Here is a 24,629-nt window from a genome sequence, read left to right as displayed (position 1 = left end):
CCTGCAAAGCCAGATCACCGGCAGCATGGCCTCCAACGAGAAAGTCGCCGACTATGCGCGCTGCGCCTGCCCGACCTGCGGCAGCTGCTCCGGCATGTTCACTGCCAACTCGATGAACTGCCTGATGGAAGCCCTGGGCCGGGTGCGCGAAGGCGACAAGATCCTGATCAACATCCACGAGCGCTCAATCAACCTGCTGATCAGCGATGAAGAGCTGGCTGCGGACAAGATAGGCTGGATGCCGGTGGAAGTGCGTCGCGCAAAGTCACCACGGCACTCAAGGCCTACGCCCTGCTCGTCACCAGCGCCGACAAGGGTGCGGCACGTGACAAGGCACTGCTAAAAACGGGTGCCGTAAAACAGCGCACAGCACGCAAAAGCCCGGCTCAGTGTCGGGCTTTTTTGTTGTTAACTGACCCCCATGTAGCGCCCGGCGCGGTGGTTGATCGCCAGCACCATATTCAGCGCCAGCGCGCCGAGGATCGACAGCGCCACCTTGTCCAACGGCACAATCAGCACGGCGCCCAACACAATCAGGATATCGATAGCCATCTGCACCTTGCCGGCGCGCAGGCCAAAACGCTCCTGCAGGTACAGCGCCAGGATGTTCACCCCACCCAGGCTGGCGCGGTGGCGGAACAGCATCAGCAAGCCCAGACCCATGGCAAAACCACCGAATAGCGCGGCATACACCACGTTCAGGTGAGTAAAACCAATCCACTGCGGCGTCAACTCAGCCAGCAGCGAGACCATCCCCACCGCACAGAAGGTACGCAGGGTGAACGGCCAGCCCATGCGCCAGATGGCCAGGGCGTAGAACGGTAGGTTGATCAGAAAGAACACCACACCAAAGGGCCAGCCAAGCAGGTACTTGAGCAGGAAGGCCAACCCGACCGTACCGCCAGTCAGCAGCCCGGCCTGACTGTAAAAAGTAATCCCCAGCGCCACCATGGCGGTGCCCAGCAACAGCGCCAGGCCGTCCTCCCAGAGTGGATGACGAATAAAGATCGCGGCAATACGATCCGGCTCGGCGTGATCGGCATCAGCGTCATGCATGGGGAACAACCTGTAGAGAGCAAACGGCAATAGACAGCGTAGCGACCAGCAAGGGATCACCTGGCGCGGGTTAACGCTACACAACAACGATGCGCAGCGTGGCACACCCTACCTCCGCCCACCCTGGCGGAGATCAATGCAGCGCGGAAAAACTCAGCCCGAACGGGCTATTTGCGATCCCACACCTCAAACACATAGCCGGGCGTTTCCAGCCCTTCCGTGTGTTCGATGGCAGAAGACAGGTGCCAGTCATCCTTCGCCAGTTCAGGAAAGTAGGCATCGCCCTGGGGGCTGATGCCGACGCGGGTCAGGTACAGGCGCTTGGCTTGAGCCAGGCCCAATTCGTACAACTGCGCACCGCCGATCAGCATCAGCTCTTCGGCATCTTCTTCGCGCGCCCAGGCTTCGGCACGTTCGAGCGCGGCATCGAGGCTGGCGAAGACTTCCGCGCCCTCCAACTGTAAACCGGGCTGGCGGCTGACCACCAGATTGAGTCGGCCCGGCAAGGGCCGGCCGAGGGAATCCCAGGTCTTGCGACCCATGATGATCGGCTTGCCCAAGGTCAGCGCCTTGAAATGCTTGAGGTCCGCCGGCAGATGCCAGGGCAGTTGGTTATCGCGGCCGATCACGCGGTTTTCCGCCAGGGCAGCGATCATGCAGAGAGGCAGGGAAATGTTCATAGGCGCGAGAATACCGGCTCTGAGCTAATGATTGAAGCCTTGTACGGCTTCAAACCTGTGTATCCAGAATCTGGCTGAGTACGCGGTTGCGCCCCTGTGCCTTGGCCAGGTAGAGCGCCGCATCCGCCAGACGCAAGGCCTCAGCCAAGGTTTGCGGCGGCCGTGGCTGGAGATAGACCACACCGATACTCAGCGTCACGACACGGGCAGTCGCGGAAAATCATGGGGCAAGCCGAGGGCCTCAATGGTCTGACGGATATCCTGCTGAATCGCCAACATCTGAGCCTCACCCACCCCATACCAGAGGCCGACAAACACCTCACCGCCATAGCGCGCCAGACAACCCAGTGGCCGTTTGGCCCGCTCGCCAATCACCCGCGCAATCCGCCACAGGTGCACAGTGATCTAATAACGCTTGAAGACCGCCTCCAGTTCGCTGGCAAAGCGAAGGCCACGCGTGCCCTGAAAGTATTGACGCAAGCAGGGTGAGTCCTGATTGACCCACCTCAGGCTCGGTAACGTCAAGAAGACAGACTCTCCAATTGGGCCGAATCAGCGTTACACACCTGTCGATCAAACTAGCTGGGCGCAGAGATGCAGGACACGCCCACGCATAGGTCGCTGGAGTTATGCTGTGTTTTCCCTTCGTTTCTGGAAGCCCGTGTGAGTCCACTCGAAAACCCGACGCGCAACCGCCTGCAGCGCCTGTGGCTGTGCGAAGCCCTGCGCCTGCGTGAAGAACATGCCGGCCCACTGGAAGACGGCGAAGCCAACCGCCAGGCCCAACGTGCGGCCAGCGGCCTGCCTGAACGCATTGAAGCACGCGCCCTGTGGCTGGCCAACCGTGATGGCCAGCTGCAGGCCCAACAGCACTGGCTGCAAGGGGCGCGCATGGCCCTCGGCCTGCTGGTACTGCTGGCCGTGCTCAGCGGAGCGGGCTTGGCGCTGAGTGCACTGGGCGATGGCCAGCGCCCGATCAACGTGTTCTGGGCTGTGGGCAGCTTGCTGGGTCTTCATCTGCTGCTGCTCTGTGCCTGGCTGCTGAACCTGCTGCTGACCGGTAAACAGCCCGGCGTGCTGGGCCGGTTGTGGCTGTGGCTGAGTGAAAAGCTGGCCCGCGATGCTCGTGCCGCCCAACTGGCCCCGGCACTCCTGCTGCTGTTGCAGCGCCAGGGACTCAGCCGCTGGCTGCTGGGACTGCTGGTGCATGGACTGTGGCTGGTCGCTCTGCTCAGCGCCCTGCTGCTCACCCTGGCCTTGCTGGCCACCCGGCGCTACGGATTTGTCTGGGAAACGACGCTGTTGGGCAGCGACACCTTTGTCAGCCTGACCCACGCGCTGGGTGCCATCCCGGCACTCCTGGGGTTTACCGTACCCAGTGCCGACATCATCCGCGCCAGTGGTGATGCGGCTCTCCCGATCGAAGCCGCGCGCCATGCCTGGGCCGGCTGGCTGCTTGGCGTGCTGCTGGTGTTCGGCATCCTTCCACGTTTGCTGCTGGCTCTGTTCTGCCTGTGGCGTTGGCAGGCCGGGCAGAGGCGCTTGGTCCTGGACCTCAGCCTGCCTGGCTACAGCCTGCTGCGCGAACGCCTGCAACCGAGCAGCGAACGCCTCGGCGTGTGCGATGCCGCGCCTGCACAGCTGCATCAACCCCAGGCAGGCAACCACACCGAAGGCAGCCAGGGTGCGCTGCTGGTGGCCGTCGAACTGGACCCGCTGCGCAGCTGGCCACCCGTTTTACCCAAGGGAATCGGCGATGCCGGGGTGATCGACAGCCGCGAACAACGCAAGCAGCTGCTCGACCAACTCAACCGCTTTCCACCGGCCCGCCTGCTGATTGCCTGCGACCCGCGCCGTTCGCCGGATCGTGGCAGCCTGGCACTGCTCGGTGAACTGGCACGCAGCGCAGCCGCCACGCGCATCTGGTTACTGCCACCGCCGCCCGGCGAAGCCCTCGACAGCGCCCGTTTGGGCGACTGGCACCGCGCGCTGGAGCAATTGCAGCTGAGCTACAGCGACAGTGCGCCGCTCAACTGGCTGGAGCATGGCCATGACTAAAGCCCTCAAGCTGGCCGTGGTCGGTCACACCAATGTCGGTAAGACCTCGCTGCTGCGCACCCTGACCCGCGACGTCGGCTTCGGTGAGGTGTCCCATCGTCCCAGTACCACTCGCCACGTCGAAGGCGCACGCCTGTCAGTGGACGGCGTGGCCCTGCTGGAGCTGTACGACACGCCCGGCCTGGAAGACGCCATCGCCTTGCTCGATTATCTGGAACGCCTGGATCGCCCCGGCGAGCGTTTGGACGGCCCGGCGCGGCTGGCGCGTTTTCTCGATAGCAGCGAAGCGCGCCAGCGTTTCGAGCAGGAAGCCAAGGTGCTGCGCCAGCTGCTGGCCTCGGATGCCGGCCTGTATGTGATCGATGCGCGTGAGCCGGTGCTGGCCAAATACCGCGACGAACTGGCCGTGCTAGCCATGTGCGGCAAGCCCTTGCTGCCGGTGCTGAACTTCGTCAGCAGCAGCCAGCATCGCGAGCAGGACTGGCGCGATGCCCTCGCCCGCCTCGGCCTGCATGCCCTGGTGTGCTTCGACAGCGTGGCGCCACCGCTGGATGGCGAACGCCGCCTGTACGACAGCCTGGCGCTGCTGCAGGAAAAAGCCCGGCCACAACTGCAACAACTGATCGACGACCACCTGGCGCAGCGCCAATTACGCAAAAGCAGCGCTGCGCGGCTGATCGCCGAACTGCTGCTGGACTGCGCCGCCTGCCGCCGTAGCGTGGCCGCGCAAGCGGTGCTGGAACAGGGTGCAATCCGCGACCTGCATCAAACCATTCGCCAGCGCGAACAACGCTGTGTGGACGCCCTGCTGCGCCTGTACGCCTTTCGCCGGAACGACGCCGAGGCCGGCGAACTGCCACTGCTCGACGGGCGCTGGGGTGACGACCTGTTCAACCCGGAAACCCTCAAGCAGCTCGGCATCAATATCGGTGGCGGTATGGCGGCGGGTGCGGCCACCGGCATCGGCGTCGATCTGCTGGTCGGCGGCATTACCCTCGGCGCGGCAGCGCTTATCGGTGCGGTGCTCGGCGGCAGCGCGCAGACCCTGCGTAACTACGGCGCGCGGCTGAAAGGCAAACTCAAGGGTCAGCGCGAGCTGACCGTGGACGACGCCGTGCTACGCCTGCTCGCACTGCGCCAGCAGTTGCTACTGCACGCGCTGGAAGCCCGTGGCCACGCCGCCGTCGAGGCCATCAACCTGAGTACGCCGCAGGACGCCAGCTGGCGCGAGGGCAAGCTGCCAGACACTTTGTGCAAAGCCCGTGCTCATCCCGAATGGTCATCGCTCAACCCCGGCGCAACGCTGGAGGATGGTGAACGCCAGGTGCTGGTGCAGGCGTTGGCGGCTGAGTTGCTCTAACCGCTCAAGGCGTCGCGGCTAAAGCCTCTGCCACAAGACATTTAACGATCTGTGGGAGGGGCTTTAGCCGCGAACAATATCGAGGAAGATCAGACCGCGACAGGCGCCGGGATATGCGGATGCGCCTGATAGCCAAGCAGCTCGAAATCTTCGAATTTGAAGGACAGCAGGTCTTTGACCTCGGGGTTGAGCTTCATGGTCGGCAGCGGTAGCGGCTCGCGGCTCAGCTGCAGGTCGGTCTGTTCGATGTGGTTGGCGTACAGGTGGCAGTCGCCGCCGGTCCAGATAAAGTCGCCCGGTTGCAGGTCACAGACCTGCGCCACCATCAACGTCAGCAAGGCGTAGCTGGCGATATTGAACGGCACGCCGAGGAAGATATCCGCCGAGCGCTGATACAGCTGGCAGCTCAGCTTGCCGTCGGCCACGTAGAACTGGAACAGCGCATGGCACGGCGGCAGGGCCATCTGCTCCACCAGCGCCGGGTTCCAGGCGGAGACGATCAAGCGGCGCGAGTCGGGGTTCTTCCTGATCATCTCGATCAGTTTGCTGATCTGGTCGATCGACTCGCCGTTCGGCGCGGGCCAGCTGCGCCACTGGTAGCCGTACACCGGGCCGAGGTCGCCGTTTTCGTCGGCCCACTCATCCCAGATGCGCACACCGTTGTCCTTCAGGTATTTGATGTTGGTATCGCCCTGGAGGAACCACAGCAGCTCGTGGATGATCGATTTCAGGTGGCACTTCTTGGTGGTCACCAGCGGGAAGCCATCGGCCAGGTTAAAGCGCATCTGATGGGCAAAAATGCTGTAGGTGCCGGTGCCGGTGCGGTCACTCTTGAAGGTGCCGGTCTCGCGCACCAGGCGCATCAGGTCGAGGTACTGTTTCATTGCACGGCCTCCTGCGCCGCCTGACGTTTATAGGCGTAGGCAATCAGACCGAGGCCACCGAAGATCATCGGCAGGCAGAGGATCTGGCCCATGGTCAGCCAGCCGCCGGCCAGGTAGCCAAGCTGAGCATCCGGCACGCGGACGAACTCGACGATAAAGCGGAAGATCCCGTAACACAGAGCAAACATGCCGGATACGGCCATGGTCGGGCGCGGTTTACGCGAGTAGAACCAGAGGATGGTGAACAACGCCACGCCTTCCAGGGCGAACTGATAAAGCTGCGAGGGGTGGCGCGCCAGTTGCTGCGGGTCGGTGGGGAAGATCATCGCCCAAGGCAGATCGGTGGCCTTGCCCCACAGTTCGGCGTTGATGAAGTTGCCAATGCGCCCGGCACCCAGGCCAATTGGCACCAGCGGCGCGATGAAGTCCATCAGTTCGAAGAAGCTTTTGTTGTTGCGCTTGCCGAACCACCAGGTGGCCAGCATTACGCCGATCAATCCGCCGTGGAACGACATGCCGCCTTCCCAGATGCGCAGCATGCGCACCGGTTCGGCGATATAGGCCGCCAGGTCGTAAAACAGCACATAACCCAGGCGGCCACCGAGGATCACCCCCATGGCGACCCAGAACACCAGGTCAGAGAGCTTCTCCTTGTTCCAGGTCGGCGCAAAGGCGTTGACCCGGCGCGAGGCCAACCACCAGGCACCACCGATGCCGATCAGGTACATCAGGCCATACCAATGGATTTTCAGCGGGCCAAGAGCCAGTGCAACCGGGTCGATCTGCGGATAAGGCAGCATTTCAGTTCCTCAAATCAGAAAACTCAGGCCCACGCTAAACAGCAGCAGGGCAAACAGACGCTTGAGCAGGCGCGGTGACAGCTTGTGCGCCAGGCGTGCGCCGACACGGGCAAAATACATGCTGGGAATGGCGATACCGACCAGCGCCGGCAGGTAGACAAAACCCAGGCTCCACTCCGGCAGCACGGGTTTATCCCAGCCCAACCAGATAAAACTCAAGGCACTGGCCACAGCAATCGGTAAACCACAGGCCGAGGATGTGGCTACCGCCTGCTGCATAGCCACGCTGCGCCAGGTCAGGAACGGCACGGTCAGAGAACCGCCACCAATCCCGAAAATCGCCGAGGCCCAGCCGATCACCACACCTGCCACCGCCAACCCTGGCTTGCCTGGGACCGTGCGACTGGCTTTGGGTTTCAATTCCAGGGCCATCTGCACGGCAATGATGATGGCAAACACGCCGATGATCTTCTGCAGCATCGGCCCCTGAATGGCCGCTGCAGTGACCGCGCCAATGGCCGCACCGAGCAGGATACCCAGGGTCATCCAGGCGAATACCGGCCACAGCACCGCACCTTTGCGGTGGTGCTCGAGAACCGAGTTGATCGAGGTAAAAATGATGGTGGCCAATGAAGTGCCCACTGCCAGATGGGTCAGCACCAGGGGATCGAAGCCCTGCGCAGCAAAGCTCAGCACCAATACCGGGACGATGATGATGCCGCCACCAACGCCAAACAGCCCAGCCAGGGTTCCGGCCGCAGCGCCCAAGATCAAATACAGCAGCAGTTCCATCAGCACCCCCGCACACAATCCGGCATGGTAACGGATGCAACGCCCCAGACTCTACTTTGGGCGATGGATGTAAGCCCGGGCTTTGCGTAAAGTGCCGTGACCGCCCCTGGAATAGACCACCGTGCGCCCGACCCTGTACCTCAAACTGAGCTGCAACCAGATGCACCTGAGCCACCTGCAAAGCGGCCGCGAGCTGCATTTGCCGGCCGCTCCTGCCTTCAGCAACCAGCGCCTGCTGGTGGCAGATTTCGCGGCCGCGCAGCAACTGTTGCAGCGCGGCGTCGATGAAATCCTGCCCAAACGCTTTTTGCGCCTGAACCGGCCGCCGCAACTGCTGATTCAACCGCTGGAGCGCCTGGAAGGCGGCCTGTCGCAGGTCGAGGAGCGCATTTTGCTGGAGCTCGGCCTCGGCTGCGGCGCGCGAAAAGTGCGCCTCCACCTGGGCATCGAGCTGGACAACGCTGGCGTGCTGGCAAAGTTAAGGAGCTAACTCATGTGCCTGATCGTCCTGGCCTGGCGACCGGGCCATGCCCAGCCGCTGCTACTGGCAGCCAACCGTGATGAGTTCTATGAGCGTCCCAGCCAGGCAATGGCCGAATGGCCCGATATGCCGGGGGTGATTGCCGGTCGCGACCTGCAAGCCGGCGGCACCTGGCTAGGCATCGGCGCCAATGGGCGCTTTGCCGCCCTGACCAATATTCGCGACCCCAGCCAGGCTCAAGGCAGCCGCTCACGGGGCGAGTTGCCGGTGGCCTTTCTCGCCGGCAGCCACAGCATCAAAGACTTTCTGCATGACCTGCACGAGCAGCGCCGTCACTACAGCGGCTTCAACCTGCTGCTCGGTGACAGCCAGCAACTCTGGCACTTCAACTCCCTCAACGGACGCGCCAGGCCATTGGCTGAAGGCGTGCACGGCCTGTCGAATGCCGACCTGGACACGCCCTGGCCCAAGCTGCAGCGGGCCAAGCAGGCGCTGCACAAAGGGCTGCATGAGCCGCATCCACAGATGCTGTTCAAGCTGTTGGCCGACCCCACGCGCGCAGCAGACGCTGAGCTGCCGCAAACCGGTATCGGCCTGACCGGCGAACGCTTGCTGTCCAGCATATTTATTGCCAGCGCCACCTACGGTACCCGCGCCAGTACTGCGTTGATCGTCAATGCCGACGGCAGCCGCGTGCTGGCCGAGCGCACGTTCGGCAGCTATGGCAGCTGTTTAGGTGAGGTGATTTTGCACTGCTGAGGCCGCTCAGTGGCTGCGGGCAGGCTCGCTGAATCCATCAAGGGTAAACAGCGGCGAGGCAATCGTCGGATCGTCGGCATCAGCAACCAGCAGCGGCCGACCATCGGCCTGAAAAGCCAACCCTTCGATCTTCACCACAGGCGTCAGGCGGCTTAGCTCAACGACCGTCAGCTGCGCATCCAGCCGCCCAAGCACGCTGCCGACACAGGCACCGTCCAGGTAGCTGGAGTCGGTAGCCTCCCCCGTCGCCGTGAAATACAGCGCACCAGAGGGCGCCACGCTGAGGTCAGTCAGGCTCAGTGGCACGCCGTCCAGCTCCGGCAACTGCAGCGGCACCGTCCGCTGCAGAGCGGCGGCACTCAGTTGTCCGTGCTGCAGATCGCGCTGCACCTGCGGCAAATCGAGCACTACCAGAGCATTTTCCCGGCCGCGGCCATTGCCGCGCTGCGCCAACAGCAACTGCCCGCGATAGGCCACCCCGCCTTCGATATTCAGGTCCTGAAAGTGCTCAGCGAGCGCCTGGTACAAGGGGTTAAGATCGATAACCCGCACACTGTCAGCCTTAACCAGACAACCGCGACAACGCCGCTTGGTCGAACCCGACCCCAAGGCCAGCAGGCCGCCTTCAGGTAATAACAGCAACGCCTCGAAATCCGGTTTAAGGCGTTTGCGCTGCTTGGCATCGGTGGGTAATTCGCCGGGGAGCAGGGTCTGTTCGGCCTGCCAGTCGCCACTCAGGTTATAGCGCTGCAGCACCAGCGCATCGTCAGCCAGTACCCACAAGCTCTGCCCCTGACACACCAGCGCACTGGCTGCCGACAGACGCAGGGTAGCCAGTTGGCGCAACGCCAGGAGGTTATCTGTAGGACTCAGCACGAGCCGCGAGCGCTCACGCCTGGATATCCGACGCCGGATTGATCATGCGGCCCAGGCCGAGGTTGCGCAGGGCCAGTTGCAGGGTGCTGTGGATCACCTGCGGGTTGTCGATGCTCATGACCTGGCTCAGCAATTCCTGCGCCTTGCCCAGGCTGATCTGCCGTAGCAGCCATTTGACCTTGGGCAGGTTGGTGGCGTTCATCGACAGCCCGTCGAAGCCCATGGCCATCAGCAACACAGCGCACGCCGGATCACCGGCCATCTCACCGCAGATGCTCACCGGCTTGCCTTCCGCATGCGCGCCAGCCACCACGATGCGCAGCGCCTGCAGCACCGCCGGGTGGAGGAAGTCGTAGAGATCGGCGACGCGCGGGTTGTTACGGTCCACCGCCAACAGGTATTGGGTCAGGTCATTCGAGCCGACGGAGAGAAAGTCGACCTGGCGCGCCAGTTCGCGCACCTGATAGACCGCCGCAGGAATCTCGATCATCACCCCAACCGGTGGCAGCGGCACGTCAGTGCCTTCGTCGCGCACCTCGCCCCAGGCGCGGTGAATCAGGTGCAGCGCTTCTTCCAGCTCCTGAATCCCGGAAATCATCGGCAGCAGGATACGCAGGTTGTTCAGCCCCTCGCTGGCCTTGAGCATGGCGCGGGTCTGCACCAGGAAGATTTCCGGGTGGTCGAGGGTCACGCGGATACCGCGCCAGCCGAGGAAGGGGTTGTCTTCCTTGATCGGGAAATAGCTCAGCGCCTTGTCACCACCGATATCCAAGCTACGCATGGTTACCGGCAGCGGGTGGAAGGCGGCCAGTTGCTCGCGATAAATCGCCAGCTGCTCCTTCTCGCTGGGAAAGCGCTCCTTGATCATGAACGGCACTTCGGTGCGGTACAGGCCCACCCCTTCGGCACCGCGCTCCTGAGCGCGTTTTACATCGGCAAGCAGGCCGGTGTTGACCCACAACGGCATACGGTGGCCGTCGAGGGTTTCGCACGGCAAGGCGCGCAGCGCATCAAGGCCCTGGGCCAGCTGACGCTCTTCCTCGACCACATCGGCGTACTGCTTGCGCAGCACTTCGCTGGGGTTGGTGAACACTTCACCGTGATAACCGTCGACGATCAGCTGAATGCCATCAATCTTCGAATACGGCAGGTCGACCGCGCCCATCACCGTGGGAATACCCATGGCCCGGGCAAATATCGCCACATGGGAGTTGCCGGAGCCCTGCACGGACACCAGGCCAACCAACTTGCCTTCCGGTACTTCGCCGAGCATCGCCGGCGACAGCTCTTCACTGACCAGAATGCAGTTATCCGGGTATACCAGGGTCTGCTGGCGCGCCTGCTGCAGGTAGGCGAGCAGGCGGCGGCCGAGGTCTTTGACATCGCTGGCGCGTTCGCGCAGGTAGGCGTCGTCCATCAACTCGAAGCGATTGACGTGCTCGCTGACCACATGACGCAACGCGCCCTGCGCCCACTGCCCAGTGCGGATGACCTTGACCACCTCGTTACCCAGGGCCGCGTCTTCCAGCATCATCAGGTAAACGTCAAACAAGGCGCGCTCTTCGGGGCGCAATTGCGTAGCCATCTTCGCCGAAAGCGCGCGCATATCGGCACGCACGCCTTCCAGCGCGGAGTTGAATAACTCCAGTTCGGCGGCGATGTCATCCACCGTCTTGTCCGGCACCACTTCCAGATCAGCTGGCGGCAGCACGACCACAGCAGTGCCCACGGCGGCACCTGGAGAGCCCGGCACCCCGACGAACTTGGCCTCCTGAATGCCCTTGCCCTGACGACCCAGACCGCGAATCGACCCTGTGGCCTCGGCATGGGCAATAACCCCGGCGAGTTGCGCGCTCATGGTCACCAGGAAGGCTTCTTCACCTTCATCGAACTGGCGACGCTCCTTCTGCTGCACAACCAGCACGCCCATTACCCGACGGTGGTGGATGATCGGTGAACCGAGGAAGGAGGCATAACGCTCTTCACCGGTTTCGGCGAAGTAGCGATAGCGCGGATGTTCAGAGGCGTGCTCGAGGTTCAGCGGTTCTTCGCGGGTGCCGACCAAACCGACCAGACCCTCGTTGGGCGCCATACTGACCTTGCCGATGGCTTTCTTGTTCAAGCCCTCGGTGGCCATCAGCACAAAGCGGTTGGTTTCAGGGTCAAGCAGGTAGACCGAGCAGACCTGGCTGCCCATAGCATCGCGCACCCGCTGCACGATAATGCCCAGCGCCGCCTTGAGGTCCTTGGCGGCGTTTACTTCCTGGACAATCTTGCGCAGCGTATTGAGCATACTTGGCTCAGCCTGTGTCAGTCGCGTGCCAAAAGGCGCGGCGCGAGTTCCTTGAGGGCGCGACGGTAAACCTCGCGTTTAAATGTCACCACCTGGCCCAGCGGGTACCAGTAACTGACCCAGCGCCAACCGTCGAATTCCGGCTTACCGGTCAGGTCCATGCGTACCCGGTCTTCTGCGCCAGTCAAACGCAGGAGAAACCACTTCTGTTTCTGCCCGATGCACAGCGGTTGGCTGTGCGTGCGCACCAGGCGCTGGGGCAGACGATAACGCAACCAGCCCCGGGTGCAGGCGAGAATTTTCACATCCTGCTGTTCCAGCCCCACTTCTTCGTTCAATTCGCGGTACAGCGCCTCTTCCGGCGACTCATGGTCATTGATCCCGCCTTGTGGGAACTGCCAGGCGTCCTGGTTTATCCGACGCGCCCACAACACCTGGCCAACATCATTGGTCAGAATGATGCCGACATTCGGGCGAAAACCATCAGGATCGATCACGGCGCACAACCTCGTAAACGCATGTTTCGGCATTGTTCCACAAAGCCCGCAGCAGCAGCAACGCGAGCGGCCCGTGTAATAGGAAAGCCGTATAAAAGCCGTTATTCTGGCCGCCTTTCGTGGCAGGCAGTTAAAGGGGTTCCCGTGCGTTTGGCTTTATTCGATCTCGACAACACCCTGCTCGGTGGCGACAGCGACCACGCCTGGGGTGATTACCTGTGTGAACGCGGCATTCTCGACGGCATCGCCTACAAGGCGCGTAACGATGACTTCTATCAGGACTACCTGGCAGGCCGCCTGAACATCACCGACTACCTGAATTTCAGCCTGGAAATCCTCGGCCGCACGGAAATGGCCCAGCTGGAGCAATGGCACCGCGAATTTATGCGCGATTGCGTCGAGCCCATCATCCTCGCCAAGGGCGAAGCATTGCTGGCCGAACACCGCGAAGCCGGCGACAAGCTGCTGATCATCACCGCCACCAACCGCTTCGTCACCGCGCCGATTGCGGCGCGCTTGGGCGTCGACACGCTGCTGGCCACCGAATGCGAAATGGCAGATGGCCGCTACACCGGGCGCACCACCGATGTGCCGTGCTTCAAGGAAGGCAAGGTCACGCGCCTGAACCGCTGGCTGGCGGAGAGCGGCCTGAACCTCAACGACAGCTACTTCTACAGCGACTCCATGAACGACCTGCCGCTGCTGGAGCACGTCACCCACCCCTTCGCCGTCGATCCCGACCCGAAGCTGCGCGCCGAAGCCGAACAACGCGGCTGGCCAGTGATCTCGCTGCGCTGAATCCGCCGCCAATAAAAACGCCGCCTGATCAGGCGGCGTTTTTGTTTGCAAGCCAGCTCAGACCGGCTTGGCACCCATCAGGGCCATGATCACCAGCAGCAACAGCAGAATAAGACCGGCATAGACAGCGCAGAAATTCAGCAAGCGCTTGGGTGCCGGCGCGCCGTTGAGGGCTTGCCAAGCTGACAAACGACCGGCCAGCAGCAGGCCCACCACCATCAACACAACAAACAGCACACTGCTCAGCAGCAGCCAGGTCTGGCTCAACGGCCAACCGATGAGGTCAACCAGCAACCAGCCGGTTACTGGCAGGCTTAGGGCCAGCAGGCCGAGCACCGGCAGGCTGATCAGGCGGGTGCGCTTGAGCTTGCGCTGCAACACAGCGGCATCGCCACTGCGCGTGGCTTTCCAGAGCATAAACAGGTGCACGGGCACGCCGATCAGCAGGAGGATACCGGGCAGCATGTGCAACATTTTCAGTAGCGGATAGTGTTCCATTGATTCAGTCCTACCGGGTTTCCGGCTTATCCAAGAAAGAGTTTGTACGCCGGATTGTCGCTCTCATCCCAATAGGGATAACCGATGGCTTCCAGCGCCGCCGGCACGAGATGTCGCTCGGCTTGCGGCACTTGCAGCCCCGCGACGACGCGACCATCGGCAGCACCATGGTTGCGATAGTGGAACATCGAGATATTCCAGCGGCCACCGAGTTTTTGTAAGAAATTAAACAGCGCACCCGGACGCTCAGGGAACTCAAAGCGCAGCACCACTTCATCCGGCACGGCCGCCGCATGCCCGCCGACCATGTGACGGATGTGCAGTTTGGCCAGTTCGTTCTCGGTCAAGTCCAGCACCGGGAAGCCCTGATCACGCAGCCCTTGCACCAGCGCGGCACGCGGATCGCTGTCCGGGTGGGTCTGCACACCGACAAAGATGTGCGCCTCTTTGTCTTCGTGGAAACGGTAATTGAATTCGGTGATCTGCCGCTTGCCGAGCGCTTCGCAGAAGGCTTTGAAGCTGCCGGGCTGCTCGGGGATGGTCACGGCGATGATCGCTTCACGCTTTTCGCCCAGCTCGGCGCGCTCGGCGACATGGCGCAGGCGGTCGAAATTGACGTTGGCACCGGAGTCGATGCCCACCAGCACCTGGCCGCGGCAGCCTTCGCGCTCCACGTACTTCTTGATCCCGGCGACACTCAGCGCCCCCGCTGGCTCAGTGATCGAGCGGGTGTCATCGTAAATGTCCTTGATCGCCGCGCAGATCTCGTCGGTGCTGACGGTGATCACTTCATCGACATAGTCCTTGCACACCTCGAAGGTGTGCTGGCCGATCTGCGCCACGGCCACGCCATCGGCGAACAAACCGACCTGGCTCAGCACCACGCGCTCACCAGCGGCCATGGCCGCTTGCAGGCAATTGGAGTCGTCCGGCTCGACGCCGATTACCTTGATTTCCGGGCGCAGGTATTTCACGTAGGCGGCGATCCCGGCAATCAGCCCACCGCCGCCGCACGGCACAAAGATGGCATCGAGCTTGCCCGGCTGCTGACGGAGAATTTCCATGGCAATGGTGCCCTGGCCGGCGATAGTGTGCGGATCATCGTAGGGGTGGATATAGATGTAGCCCTTTTCCTCGACCAGTTTCAGCGAAAAAGCCAATGCCTCAGGGAAGCTGTCGCCATGCAGCACCACCTTACCGCCCCGCGAGCGTACACCCTGCACCTTGATCTCCGGCGTGGTCTTGGGCATCACGATGGTGGCTTTAACACCCAGCACTTTGGCCGCCAGCGCCAGGCCTTGGGCATGGTTGCCGGCCGACGCGGTGACCACACCGCACGCCTGTTCTTCAGCTGAGAGCTGCGCCAGCTTGTTGTACGCACCACGAATCTTGAACGAGTACACCGGCTGCAGGTCTTCACGCTTGAGCAGAATCTGGTTGCCCAGGCGCTCGGATAGCTGATTAGCCACCTGCAGCGGGGTTTCCACCGCCACGTCATAAACGCGCGAGGTGAGGATTTTCTTGACGTACTGTTCGAGCATGGCGGGCATCGCAGGCGGCTTTTCAGGGAGTCAGCGAGTCTACCCCAGCGCTGCGCCGAACGACCATACAAGCCACGGGGTTTTCCCAGCCAGCGGCCCGCTGGCGCCTCAGTCAGGCTATAATTCGCGCCTTTCCACCATTCCCACACCAGGCCTAAAGATGAACCAGGATCAACTCAAGCAAGCCGTTGCCCAGGCTGCCGTCGACTTTATTCTTCCCAAACTCGACGCCAAGAGTGTGATCGGTGTCGGCACCGGCTCCACCGCCAACTGCTTTATCGATGCCCTGGCCAAGCACAAGATGGAGTTCGACGGTGCCGTGGCCAGCTCCGAAGCCACCGCCGCACGCCTCAAGGGCCATGGCATTCCCGTGTATGAGCTGAACACCGTCAGCGACCTGGAGTTCTATGTCGACGGCGCCGACGAGAGCGACGAGCACCTCAATCTGATCAAGGGCGGCGGCGCCGCTCTAACCCGCGAGAAGATCGTCGCAGCGGTGGCGCAGACCTTTATCTGCATTGCCGACGCCAGCAAGCTGGTGCCGGTACTCGGCGCGTTCCCACTGCCAGTGGAAGTGATCCCGATGGCGCGCAGCCATGTCGCCCGGCAACTGGTCAAACTCGGTGGCGATCCGGTGTACCGTGAAGGCGTAGTGACCGACAACGGCAATATCATCCTCGACGTGTTCAACCTGTCGATCACCAACCCCGTGGAGCTGGAAAGCCAGATCAACGCCATCGTCGGCGTGGTCACCAATGGCCTGTTTGCTGCACGCCCGGCTGACGTGCTGCTGCTCGGCACCGCAGAGGGTGTGAAAACCCTCAAGCGCGCCTGAGAACCTACCCGCAGTCGGCTGCGCGCCGGCCCTGCTGCGTTAAAAACAGGCTCGGGATGCTCATCTACATCAGTAAACTCCGCTTCCTCGCCTGTTTTGACCAGCCGGAGGCTGTTACTAACGTAGCGCCTTGCATGACTCTGGCTTGCCAGACTCTGAACAGGTTCTGACCCAGAGCAGGAATCGGCAGCTGTGCAAAAATGGATCAAGTCGGCAGACAGCCTGCGTCCTTGCCGTCATGCTGCCGGCAGTGCTTAGCAGGTCGTTAAAACGTAATCAGGATCGCCAGGGAGCTTTATGTCCGCATTCGTCTCGTCCACCCATGATCGCCAGTTGGAACTCGCCGATCTGCTGCGAGAGCTGGTCGCCCAGGGCCGGACCAATCAGGACAATGCCGAACAATGCCTGGCGATCCGCCGCAGTGCCGTGAATAACCAGCAGCACCCGCTGGAATTTCTTGCCGCGCAGCAACTGGATGATCTGAAAAGCCCTGGCAAGAAGCTTGAACTGGAAGGCCTGACCAGTTGGCTGGCGGAACAATGCGGCCAGCCCTTTCTGCGCATCGACCCGCTGAAAATCAATGTCGCCGCCATCACTCCGTTGATGTCCTACGCCTTCGCCCAGCGCCACAAGATTCTTGCCGTGGCGGTGGATAACGACAGCGTAACCATTGCCAGCAGCCAACCCCTGGTGCACAGCTGGGAAGCCAATCTGATCCATGTGCTCAAGCGCCCGATCAAGCGCGTGGTGGCCAACCCGACGGATATTCAGCGTTTCACCGTGGAATTCTACCGACTGGCCAAATCGGTCACCGGAGCGAACGCGGGCGAGGTGAAGACCAGCAGCGCCGGCAACTTCGAGCAACTGCTCAACCTCGGCGCGCAGGATCAGGAGCCCGATGCCAACGACGCGCATATCGTCAATATCGTCGACTGGTTGTTCCAGTACGCCTTTACCCAACGCGCCAGTGATATCCATATCGAACCGCGGCGCGAGCAGGGCAGCGTGCGCTTTCGCATCGACGGTGTGCTGCACACCGTCTATCAATTCCCGCCGCAGGTGACCATGGCCATTGTCAGCCGCCTGAAGAGCCTCGGGCGGATGAACGTGGCAGAAAAACGCAAACCGCAAGATGGCCGGGTGAAGACCAAAACCCCGGACGGCGGTGAAGTCGAACTGCGCCTATCGACCCTGCCCACCGCCTTTGGCGAAAAGATGGTGATGCGAATCTTCGACCCGGAAGTGCTGCTGAAAAGCTTCGACCAGCTGGGTTTTTCCGCCGATGACCTGAAGCGCTGGCAGAGCATGACCAGCCAACCTAATGGCATCATCCTGGTCACCGGCCCTACCGGCTCGGGCAAGACCACCACGCTGTACACCACGCTCAAGCAACTGGCCACGCCTGAGGTCAACGTCTGCACCATCGAAGACCCGATCGAGATGATCGAGGGCACCTTCAACCAGATGCAAGTGCAGAGCAATATCGATCTGACCTTCGCCAGCGGCGTGCGCGCGCTGATGCGCCAAGACCCGGACATCATCATGGTCGGCGAGATCCGTGACCTGGAAACCGCCGAGATGGCGATCCAGGCGGCGCTGACCGGCCACCTGGTGCTGTCCACCCTGCACACCAACGACGCCCCCAGCGCCATCACCCGCCTGCTGGAACTCGGCGTGCCGCATTACCTGCTCAAGGCCACCCTGCTCGGCGTCATGGCCCAGCGCCTGGTGCGCACCCTATGCCCGCACTGCAAAGCGCCGCACACGCTGGATGAAGACGGCTGGCAGAGCCTGACCAAACCCTGGAGCGCGCCGCTGCCAACGCAGGCACACCGCGCCGTGGGCTGCCTGGAATGCCGCGACACCGGCTACAAAGGGCGCGCCGGGGTGTATGAAATCATGCTGATCAATGATGCGATGAAGCCCTTGATCACGGAGGACACGGACCTGATCGCCCTGCGCCGGCACGCGTTCAAAGAAGGCATGCGCAGCCTGCGCCTGTCCGGTGCACAGAAGGTGGCCGCCGGCCTGACCACCATCGAGGAAGTGCTGCGGGTCACCCCGCAGAGCGAGCAGAAATAGCGCCGTTAGACGCCTCAGCTTCTAGGCAAGCGCTGCTGGCGGGCGAGAAGGCTTGCGACCCGCTGCGGTTTGCACTGCAGATAGGCCGAGGCTTGCAGCAGACGCTGATTGGAATGCCAGGCAAACAGAAACTGCCCGCCCTTGAGCTGATCGACCACCATCCGCGCCACTTCCGGGCGCACCGCTGGGCAACCCAGGCTGCGCCCGATACGGCCATGTTTCGCCACCCAGCGCGGGTTCACATAGCCCGCACCGTGAATCACGATGGCCCGCTCGCGGGCCAGGTCATTCAAACCCGGTTCTAGCCCGTCCATGCGCAGGGAATAACCGTGCTTGCCGCGGTAGCTTTCCGCCGTGCGGAACAGGCCCAAACTGGACTGATGGCTACCCAGGCGATTGGAAAACAGCTCGGCGAAGTTCTCCCCGGATTTGCGGCCATGGGCGACGAAGTCACGCAGCAGCAAACGCTTGCGCTGCAAATCGAAGATCCACAACCGTCGCTCGCTGGAAGGCCGCGAATAATCGATCACCGCCAGGCGGCGCGCCGGATCAGCGCCATGATTGACCGCACACTGCATGGCCGCCAGGGCATGGCGCAGGGCCTGCGGATTAAGCCCCGGAGCGACCCTGGACAAGTCACGTTGCAGGGCATCCAACCCGCCAGCCAACGCCGCCATTGGCGCTGTCGCCAGGCACAGGGCCAGCAGAAAGCGGGATAACCGTCCGAACATGTACGCCACTACCTCCGGGTCTGTCACAGGAGCCTAATGCGCCCCCGTCTATACTGCGCAAATGTTTGCCCTGCGCAATACCGCTCTGAACCAAGGACTGGAGCAGTCGATTGTTCAAAAAAACGCCATGTTACCTGAGCCTCACCCTGCTCCTCCTGCCACTGGTCGCGAATGCTGCTGCGCCACTGTTCGCCAAGCCAGGCGATCTGCGCCCGCTGCTGACGAACCTCCGCGCGCACTGCGCACCGCTACCGGCAAGCCTAGACGAAAAGGCCGAAGACCTCCTGCAGCAGTTCTATGCCCAGCGCGCAGGCCAGCCGGCCTGGCAGAGCAGTGCGCAACTGCTGCAGTTAAATGAGCAGATCGAGCAGCTCGCCGACGATGGCCTAGCGAGCAGCGCCTACCCCCTGCCGCTGGTGGCCAATACGCAAATTGAGCGCTACGACTGCGCCGACCTGCTGACCACCCACAGTTACCTGCAGGCACTGCTGCACCTGCGCCGCGGCCGATTGTTGCAACAGCGCCTGGAACCGCTGTGGCGCTCACCGGCGCTGACCACTGCCGATCCCCAGTTGGCCACCCTGTCACTGGCCTTGCTGCACGTGCAGATGCCGAGCCAGGCATTTGTCAGCGCGCGACCTGCCAGCGCGCAATACCAGCACTTGCGCCAGGTCTATGCCCGGCAACGCCTGCAACCTCTGGTCGAGTGGCCGACCCTGGACGCCGGCGCCCTGCTCAAACCACAGGGCGAAGATCCGCGCCTGCCAACCTTGCGCCAGCGCCTGAGCGCCGAAGGCTATCTGACGCCCGCAGCAGGCAAACCGGACAACCACTACGATGCGGACACTCAAGCGGCACTGGAACAGTTCCAGCGTGACCACGGGCTCAACCCCGACGGCATTCTCGGCCCCGCCAGCCTGACCGAGCTGAATGTCAGCGCCCAGGTGCGCCGCGAACAGCTGCGCGCCAACCTCGAACGCCTGCGCTGGCTGGCGGATGATGTACGCGCGGCCGAAGTACTGATCAACGTAGCTGCTGGCGAGCTGCAGATCTGGCGTCAGGAACAGTTGCTATGGCGTAGCCGTACCCAGGTCGGCCGTGCCGATCGACAGACACCGCTGTTAGCCTCGCGCCTGGAGCGCCTGACCCTCAATCCAACCTGGACCGTACCGCCGACCATCCTGCGCGAGGATAAAATACCGGCGATACGCAACGATCTCGGCTACCTGGAGCGTCATCAGATCAGCGTGCTCGACCGTGATGGCAACCGCCTCGACCCACAGACCGTCGACTGGGATAACCCAGGTGCCATCCGCCTGCGCCAGGCCGCCGGCAGCCTCAACCCGCTCGGCCGCCTGGCCCTGCGCTTCGACAACCCGTTTGCCGTATACCTGCATGACACCCCCAGCCAGCAGCTGTTCAGCAAGGCACCACGCGCGTTCAGCTCCGGTTGCGTGCGGGTCGAAGCCGTGGACAACCTGCTGGCCTGGCTGCTTAGTCCCGACGAGCTGGGCACGGTACGCGCGCGTATCGCCGACGGTACCACCCAGCAGTACCGTTTACGCCATCCCGCGCCCTTGCTGATTGCCTACTGGACTGCCGAGGCCAACAACAGCGGTGGCGTGCGCTACTACCCGGACATCTACGCGCGTGACGCCCGCCTGATCCAGGCGCTGGCCCAGCACGCACCCTGACCGGCCGATGCAACCGTTGATCGGCGCACCTTGCAACAGCATCGACAGCAGCGCCAAGGCCAACTGTGCTTAGATACCTGAGCCGCTACCCAGCAAACATCCCCTCATCAAGGAGCTTCACCACATGGAAATTGGCAGCGTTATTTTTCTCTTTGTCGGCCTCGCCGTCGCCATCGTCTTTATGGGATTCAAAGTCGTGCCACAGGGGTTCGAGTGGACGGTGGAGCGCTTCGGCCGTTACACCAACACACTCAAACCGGGCCTGAACATCATCGTCCCGGTGATGGACAAGATCGGCCGCAAGCTCAATGTCATGGAAAGCGTGCTGGACATCCCGCCGCAGGAAGTCATCACCGCCGACAACGCCACGGTGCAGATTGACGCCATCTGCTTCTTCCAGATCATCAATTCGGCGCAAGCCGCCTACGAGGTGAACAACCTCGAGCACGCCATCCGCAACCTGGTGATGACCAATATCCGCACCGTGCTCGGCTCAATGGAACTGGACGCCATGCTCGGCCAGCGTGACGCGATCAACGAGCGCCTGCTCAAAACCGTGGATGAAGCCACAGCACCTTGGGGCATCAAGATCACCCGCATCGAAATCAAGGACATCAGCCCGCCCGCCGACCTGATGGCGGCCATGTCCGGGCAGATGAAAGCCGAACGCATCAAGCGCGCGCAGATCCTCGAAGCCGAAGGCCTGCGTGCCGCCGCCATCCTCACCGCCGAGGGGCAGAAGCAAGGCGACATCCTCAAGGCTGAAGGCCAGCGCCAGGCCGCCTTCCTCGAAGCCGAAGCGCGCGAGCGGGCCGCCCAGGCCGAAGCCGAGGCTACGCGCATGGTTTCCGAGGCGATTGCTCAGGGTAACGTGCAGGCGGTCAATTATTTCGTCGCACAGAAATACATCGAAGCCCTTGGCCAACTGGCCAGCGCCAACAACAGCAAGGTCATCCTCATGCCGCTGGAAGCCAGCCAGGTGATTGGCGCGGTGGGCGGTATCAGTGAAATCGTCAAAGCCACCTTCGGTGAGCGGAAGGGTTAAGCCATGTGGGACTTCTTGCAGCATCTGTCGTACTGGAACTGGCTGGCCCTGGGCACCCTGCTGTTGATCCTGGAAGTGTTTGGCGCCGGTGGCTATCTGCTGTGGATCGGCCTGGCCGCCGCCAGCGTCGGCCTGCTGACCTTTATCTTCCCGGGCCTGCCCTGGGCAGCGCAGTTCATCCTGTTCGGCCTGTTGTCGGTGCTGACGGCGGTGTTCTGGTGGCAACGCCAACGCAGCGCCGCCAAACCCTCCGATCAGCCGGGGCTGAACCAGCGTGGCAGCGAATTCATGGGGCGCACCTTTGCCCTGCATGAAGCCATCCATGAAGGACGCGGCAAGATAAAAGCCGGAGATTCATTGTGGTTGGTCAGCGGCCCGAATCTGCCGGCGGGCACGCCGGTACGCGTGGTGGGGCAGGACGGTGTGGTGCTGCGGGTCGAGGCCGAGCAATCCGCCTGACACATAACCCGGCACTGGCGGACAACACCCAGTGCCGGTTCGCGGCCTGTCACTCAGGCAGGGCGTACACCTTGAACAGCGCCTTGACCATCTCCCCCGGCTCGCCGAAGTAGCGGCTGTAAATCTGCTCCAGCTCGCCCGAACGTTGTGCCTTGCTCAGGGCGGTGTCGACCAGCAGGCGGAAGTCTTCGTCACCGCGCGGCAACGCCATGGCCACCGGGGCATATTCGTAGATACGCTCCAGCACCTGCATGGCGCTGGCGTCATCACGCCGGGCCAGGTAAGTCTTGAGCAGCATGCGTTCGGAGAAGAAGGCATCGGCCTTACCCTCAGCCACCAGTTGCACGCCCTCCTCCTGACTGTTGACAGTCACCACCGTGGCGACCACACCCAGCATGCGTTGCTGCTTGCGAATCCAGGCCTCTGTGGCTTCACCCTGTTTAACCGCGTAGGTGTGGTTGGCCAAGCCGCGATTGAGCGTGGCGCGCCAGGTCGGTCCGCTGTGCGCCACCTCGCCGTTGAGCACCTTGACCAACGCCTCGGGCGCATCCTTACGCACCAAAACCGCCAACCCGGCGGTGTAGATGGGCAAGGAGAAACTGACCTGTTTACGCTGAGTGAGGCTTTCCACACTGGGTGAGCAGAGCAGGTCGAGCGCGCCGTCGTGCACGGCGGTCAGCCCTTGTGACGCCTTCACGGACTGATAGCGCACCTGCAGCGCAGGCAGGTTCAGTTCGGTTTTGACCTGTTCGACCACCTTCTCGCACAGTTCAATGGCATAGCCACCGACCTCACCGTTTTGCAGGCTGCTGAAGGGGGCAATGTCGTCGATGTAGCCCAGGTTGAGGGTGTTGCTGCTTTCGATGCGCTGCAAGGTATCGGCCTGCGCAACAGGCGACAGCAGCAACAGGCAGGCCAGCAACAGGTTGAACGAATTGCACGGGTGAAGATTCATATCCATATCCCCAGATTCAAAGGGTTTACCGGCCATTACGCCTTACCGGGCGCGGGTTGCTCGGCAACAAAGCGTTTGGCGATAAAGCCGTACAGCAGGTAGCCCAGCGCCAGCACCAGCATCGCGCCAAACACGGCGTCTTTGCCCGAGGCGTACAGGGCGTAGAAGCAATAAACCATGGCAACCATCAGCACCACGAGGTTGCGCGTGTACACCGTCGCGCTGACCCGCGCCTTGTACATGATCACCAGCAAGCCGGAGAGCGCCGTGACGTAGGGAATCAGGTTGGTCACCGCCGCCAGATTCACCAGTTTGCTGAACTGCTCGCTGGCATTGGGCGAGATGGTCGAGAGGGCCAACAGCGTTTGCAGCACACCGCAGACAATCATGCCAATCACCGGGGCGTTGACCGCCGTGACCTTGCCGAACAGCTTGAGGAACATGCCCTGATCGGCCGTGACCTTGGCGGTTTGCGCCAAGGTGAATTGCCAGCCCAGCAGCGAGCCAATACAGGCCATGACTGCCAAGCCCATGATGATGTTGCCGATAAAGGGGTTGAACATCTGCGCATAGACATAAGCGAACGGTGCGCTGGAATTGGCCAGCTCAGCGTTGGGCACAATGCCCTGAATCACGGTGGTCGACAGCACATACACCACCGCCGCGCCCAGGGTGCCGAACAGGCAGGCCAACGGCACGTTACGCTCGGGGTTGTCCACCGCGTCGGAGTTTTGCGCCGCGGATTCCATGCCCAAAAAGGCCCACAAGGTCAGCGGAATACTCTGCGCGATGGCATCGCTGATCACCAGGTTATGCGGGTTCCAGGCCTCCTTGAGCACTTGTGCATCAAACCAGAACCAGCCGATTACACTCAGCCCGGCCACCGGAATGATCACGCCCCACACAGTGATGGAGCCAATCTTGCCGGTGATATTGGGGCCACCGAAGTTGGCCACCGTGGTCAACCAGATCAGCCCTACCGTGCCGACAAACAGCGGAATGGCACCGGTGCCCAGCCACGGGAAGAACGGCGTGAGGTAACCCACCGCCGAAATGCCGATGGCCACGTTGCCGATGGCCAACGAGAGGAAGTACAGAAACGAACAGAGGAAGAACGCCGACTTACCGTGCGCCTCCTCGCTGTAAGCCGACATGCCGCCCGAGCGATGGCAGTAAATCCCGCACTGGGCAAAACAGTAAGCAATGGCCATGGAGCCGACAGCCGTAATGATCCATGACAACAGCGAAACGGCCCCCAACTGGGCCATGCTCGACGGCAACATGATGATGCCCGAGCCCATCATATTGACCGCCACCAGGGTGGTGAGCCCCACCAGGCTCATCTTCTTGCTTGACCCAGCCATCGACCTCTCCTTGTTCTAGACGGCACTGACCGTGTCAGCACCGGATGCAGCACAGCGGCCCGTTAACGACCTCAGCGAGGTGGTTAACGGG

Annotated in this window: 25 protein-coding genes and 2 pseudogenes; 12 read left to right on the top strand and 15 right to left on the bottom strand. The window is 62.3% G+C overall.

The window, feature by feature from the left end:
- Positions 1-25: 25 nt before the first annotated feature.
- Positions 26-85 (top strand): annotated as a pseudogene (locus tag DBR00_RS21390) (hypothetical protein); the annotation flags it as partial.
- A 45-nt stretch (positions 86-130) separates the two neighbouring features.
- A pseudogene (locus DBR00_RS04250) lies at positions 131-342 on the top strand (dihydroxy-acid dehydratase); the annotation flags it as partial.
- 66 nt (positions 343-408) lie between these two features.
- Here DBR00_RS04250 and DBR00_RS04245 read toward each other — a convergent pair.
- The 4 genes from DBR00_RS04245 to DBR00_RS04230 form a co-directional block, all read right to left on the bottom strand.
- The gene (locus DBR00_RS04245) at positions 409-1,056 is read right to left on the bottom strand and encodes a YitT family protein (protein WP_108488700.1); all 648 of its coding nucleotides are present in this window, start codon (positions 1,054-1,056) and stop codon (positions 409-411) included.
- Between the two features lie 167 nt (positions 1,057-1,223).
- Entirely contained in the window at positions 1,224-1,736 is a 513-nt protein-coding gene (locus tag DBR00_RS04240) for a dihydrofolate reductase (RefSeq protein WP_177479903.1), read from the bottom strand.
- Positions 1,737-1,785: 49 nt separating this feature from the next.
- On the bottom strand, positions 1,786-1,935 hold the full coding sequence (locus tag DBR00_RS04235; protein ID WP_108488702.1) for a diguanylate cyclase domain-containing protein: 150 nt from the start codon (positions 1,933-1,935) through the stop codon (positions 1,786-1,788).
- A complete protein-coding gene (locus DBR00_RS04230; RefSeq protein ID WP_108488703.1) occupies positions 1,932-2,135 on the bottom strand; it encodes a hypothetical protein in 204 nt (67 codons plus the stop codon). Before DBR00_RS04230 ends, DBR00_RS04235 begins: the two co-directional genes overlap by 4 nt.
- Positions 2,136-2,399: 264 nt before the next feature.
- On the opposite strand from DBR00_RS04230, the gene DBR00_RS04225 reads away from it, so the two are divergent.
- Positions 2,400-3,794, top strand: coding sequence for a DUF2868 domain-containing protein (locus tag DBR00_RS04225; protein WP_256582915.1), 1,395 nt, complete (start codon positions 2,400-2,402; stop codon positions 3,792-3,794).
- The gene (locus tag DBR00_RS04220; protein WP_108488705.1) at positions 3,787-5,154 is read left to right on the top strand and encodes a DUF3482 domain-containing protein; all 1,368 of its coding nucleotides are present in this window, start codon (positions 3,787-3,789) and stop codon (positions 5,152-5,154) included. Before DBR00_RS04225 ends, DBR00_RS04220 begins: the two co-directional genes overlap by 8 nt.
- Before the next feature lie 89 nt (positions 5,155-5,243).
- Here the strand turns inward: DBR00_RS04220 and DBR00_RS04215 are convergent, their stop codons facing one another.
- Genes DBR00_RS04215 through DBR00_RS04205 form a run of 3 tightly spaced genes read right to left on the bottom strand, consistent with a single transcriptional unit; the run spans position 5,244 to position 7,630 of the window.
- Entirely contained in the window at positions 5,244-6,038 is a 795-nt protein-coding gene (locus tag DBR00_RS04215) for a thymidylate synthase (protein ID WP_108488706.1), read from the bottom strand.
- Complete coding sequence (gene lgt / locus DBR00_RS04210; protein WP_108488707.1) at positions 6,035-6,838, bottom strand: prolipoprotein diacylglyceryl transferase; 804 nt, start codon at positions 6,836-6,838, stop codon at positions 6,035-6,037. Before lgt ends, DBR00_RS04215 begins: the two co-directional genes overlap by 4 nt.
- Before the next feature lie 9 nt (positions 6,839-6,847).
- Positions 6,848-7,630 (bottom strand): sulfite exporter TauE/SafE family protein, encoded by a 783-nt coding sequence (locus DBR00_RS04205; protein WP_108488712.1) that lies wholly within the window; start codon positions 7,628-7,630, stop codon positions 6,848-6,850.
- A 121-nt stretch (positions 7,631-7,751) separates the two neighbouring features.
- On the opposite strand from DBR00_RS04205, the gene DBR00_RS04200 reads away from it, so the two are divergent.
- Complete coding sequence (locus DBR00_RS04200) at positions 7,752-8,120, top strand: hypothetical protein (RefSeq protein ID WP_108488708.1); 369 nt, start codon at positions 7,752-7,754, stop codon at positions 8,118-8,120.
- Between the two features lie 3 nt (positions 8,121-8,123).
- Positions 8,124-8,870: an NRDE family protein gene (locus tag DBR00_RS04195; RefSeq protein ID WP_108488709.1), complete on the top strand. Its 747-nt coding sequence runs from the start codon at positions 8,124-8,126 to the stop codon at positions 8,868-8,870.
- 6 nt (positions 8,871-8,876) lie between these two features.
- Here the strand turns inward: DBR00_RS04195 and DBR00_RS04190 are convergent, their stop codons facing one another.
- From DBR00_RS04190 to DBR00_RS04180, 3 genes are read right to left on the bottom strand one after another with little or no spacing between them, the layout of a single operon-like run.
- Complete coding sequence (locus DBR00_RS04190) at positions 8,877-9,746, bottom strand: hypothetical protein (protein WP_108538018.1); 870 nt, start codon at positions 9,744-9,746, stop codon at positions 8,877-8,879.
- Between the two features lie 13 nt (positions 9,747-9,759).
- Entirely contained in the window at positions 9,760-12,039 is a 2,280-nt protein-coding gene (gene ptsP / locus DBR00_RS04185) for a phosphoenolpyruvate--protein phosphotransferase (RefSeq protein ID WP_108487892.1), read from the bottom strand.
- A 17-nt stretch (positions 12,040-12,056) separates the two neighbouring features.
- On the bottom strand, positions 12,057-12,536 hold the full coding sequence (locus tag DBR00_RS04180; protein ID WP_108487934.1) for an RNA pyrophosphohydrolase: 480 nt from the start codon (positions 12,534-12,536) through the stop codon (positions 12,057-12,059).
- Positions 12,537-12,680: 144 nt separating this feature from the next.
- Here DBR00_RS04180 and DBR00_RS04175 point away from each other — a divergent pair, with 144 nt between their 5' ends.
- Entirely contained in the window at positions 12,681-13,334 is a 654-nt protein-coding gene (locus DBR00_RS04175) for an HAD family phosphatase (RefSeq protein ID WP_108487893.1), read from the top strand.
- A 57-nt stretch (positions 13,335-13,391) separates the two neighbouring features.
- Here the strand turns inward: DBR00_RS04175 and DBR00_RS04170 are convergent, their stop codons facing one another.
- Positions 13,392-13,832 (bottom strand): DUF2269 family protein, encoded by a 441-nt coding sequence (locus tag DBR00_RS04170; RefSeq protein WP_108487894.1) that lies wholly within the window; start codon positions 13,830-13,832, stop codon positions 13,392-13,394.
- A gap of 26 nt (positions 13,833-13,858) precedes the next feature.
- Positions 13,859-15,373, bottom strand: a complete 1,515-nt coding sequence (ilvA, locus tag DBR00_RS04165; RefSeq protein WP_108487935.1) for a threonine ammonia-lyase, biosynthetic — start codon at positions 15,371-15,373, stop codon at positions 13,859-13,861.
- Between the two features lie 160 nt (positions 15,374-15,533).
- On the opposite strand from ilvA, the gene rpiA reads away from it, so the two are divergent.
- Together rpiA and DBR00_RS04155 are read left to right on the top strand one after the other, a co-directional pair.
- Positions 15,534-16,208, top strand: a complete 675-nt coding sequence (gene rpiA, locus DBR00_RS04160) for a ribose-5-phosphate isomerase RpiA (RefSeq protein WP_108487895.1) — start codon at positions 15,534-15,536, stop codon at positions 16,206-16,208.
- Between the two features lie 297 nt (positions 16,209-16,505).
- A complete protein-coding gene (locus tag DBR00_RS04155; RefSeq protein WP_108487896.1) occupies positions 16,506-18,290 on the top strand; it encodes a GspE/PulE family protein in 1,785 nt (594 codons plus the stop codon).
- A gap of 14 nt (positions 18,291-18,304) precedes the next feature.
- Here the strand turns inward: DBR00_RS04155 and DBR00_RS04150 are convergent, their stop codons facing one another.
- On the bottom strand, positions 18,305-18,967 hold the full coding sequence (locus tag DBR00_RS04150; protein WP_256582966.1) for a murein L,D-transpeptidase catalytic domain family protein: 663 nt from the start codon (positions 18,965-18,967) through the stop codon (positions 18,305-18,307).
- Between the two features lie 164 nt (positions 18,968-19,131).
- Between DBR00_RS04150 and DBR00_RS04145 the strand changes: the two genes are divergently transcribed.
- The 3 genes from DBR00_RS04145 (at position 19,132) to DBR00_RS04135 (ending at position 22,219) form a co-directional block, all read left to right on the top strand.
- A complete protein-coding gene (locus DBR00_RS04145) occupies positions 19,132-20,715 on the top strand; it encodes a murein L,D-transpeptidase (protein WP_108487898.1) in 1,584 nt (527 codons plus the stop codon).
- A gap of 124 nt (positions 20,716-20,839) precedes the next feature.
- Positions 20,840-21,760 (top strand): SPFH domain-containing protein, encoded by a 921-nt coding sequence (locus tag DBR00_RS04140; RefSeq protein ID WP_108487899.1) that lies wholly within the window; start codon positions 20,840-20,842, stop codon positions 21,758-21,760.
- Between the two features lie 3 nt (positions 21,761-21,763).
- Complete coding sequence (locus DBR00_RS04135; protein WP_108487900.1) at positions 21,764-22,219, top strand: NfeD family protein; 456 nt, start codon at positions 21,764-21,766, stop codon at positions 22,217-22,219.
- Positions 22,220-22,268: 49 nt separating this feature from the next.
- On the opposite strand, the gene DBR00_RS04130 is transcribed toward DBR00_RS04135, so the two are convergent.
- Both DBR00_RS04130 and potE read right to left on the bottom strand, forming a co-directional pair.
- Positions 22,269-23,174, bottom strand: a complete 906-nt coding sequence (locus tag DBR00_RS04130) for an amino acid ABC transporter substrate-binding protein (RefSeq protein ID WP_108487936.1) — start codon at positions 23,172-23,174, stop codon at positions 22,269-22,271.
- Between the two features lie 35 nt (positions 23,175-23,209).
- Positions 23,210-24,538, bottom strand: coding sequence for a putrescine-ornithine antiporter (gene potE / locus DBR00_RS04125; protein ID WP_108487901.1), 1,329 nt, complete (start codon positions 24,536-24,538; stop codon positions 23,210-23,212).
- Positions 24,539-24,629: the final 91 nt, after the last annotated feature.

It is taken from the genome of Pseudomonas sp. HMWF032 (assembly GCF_003060885.1).
Taxonomy (GTDB): Bacteria; Pseudomonadota; Gammaproteobacteria; order Pseudomonadales; family Pseudomonadaceae; genus Aquipseudomonas.
The sequence above is the reverse complement of the archived record's forward strand: the minus strand, read 5'-3'. Positions and strand labels throughout refer to the sequence as shown.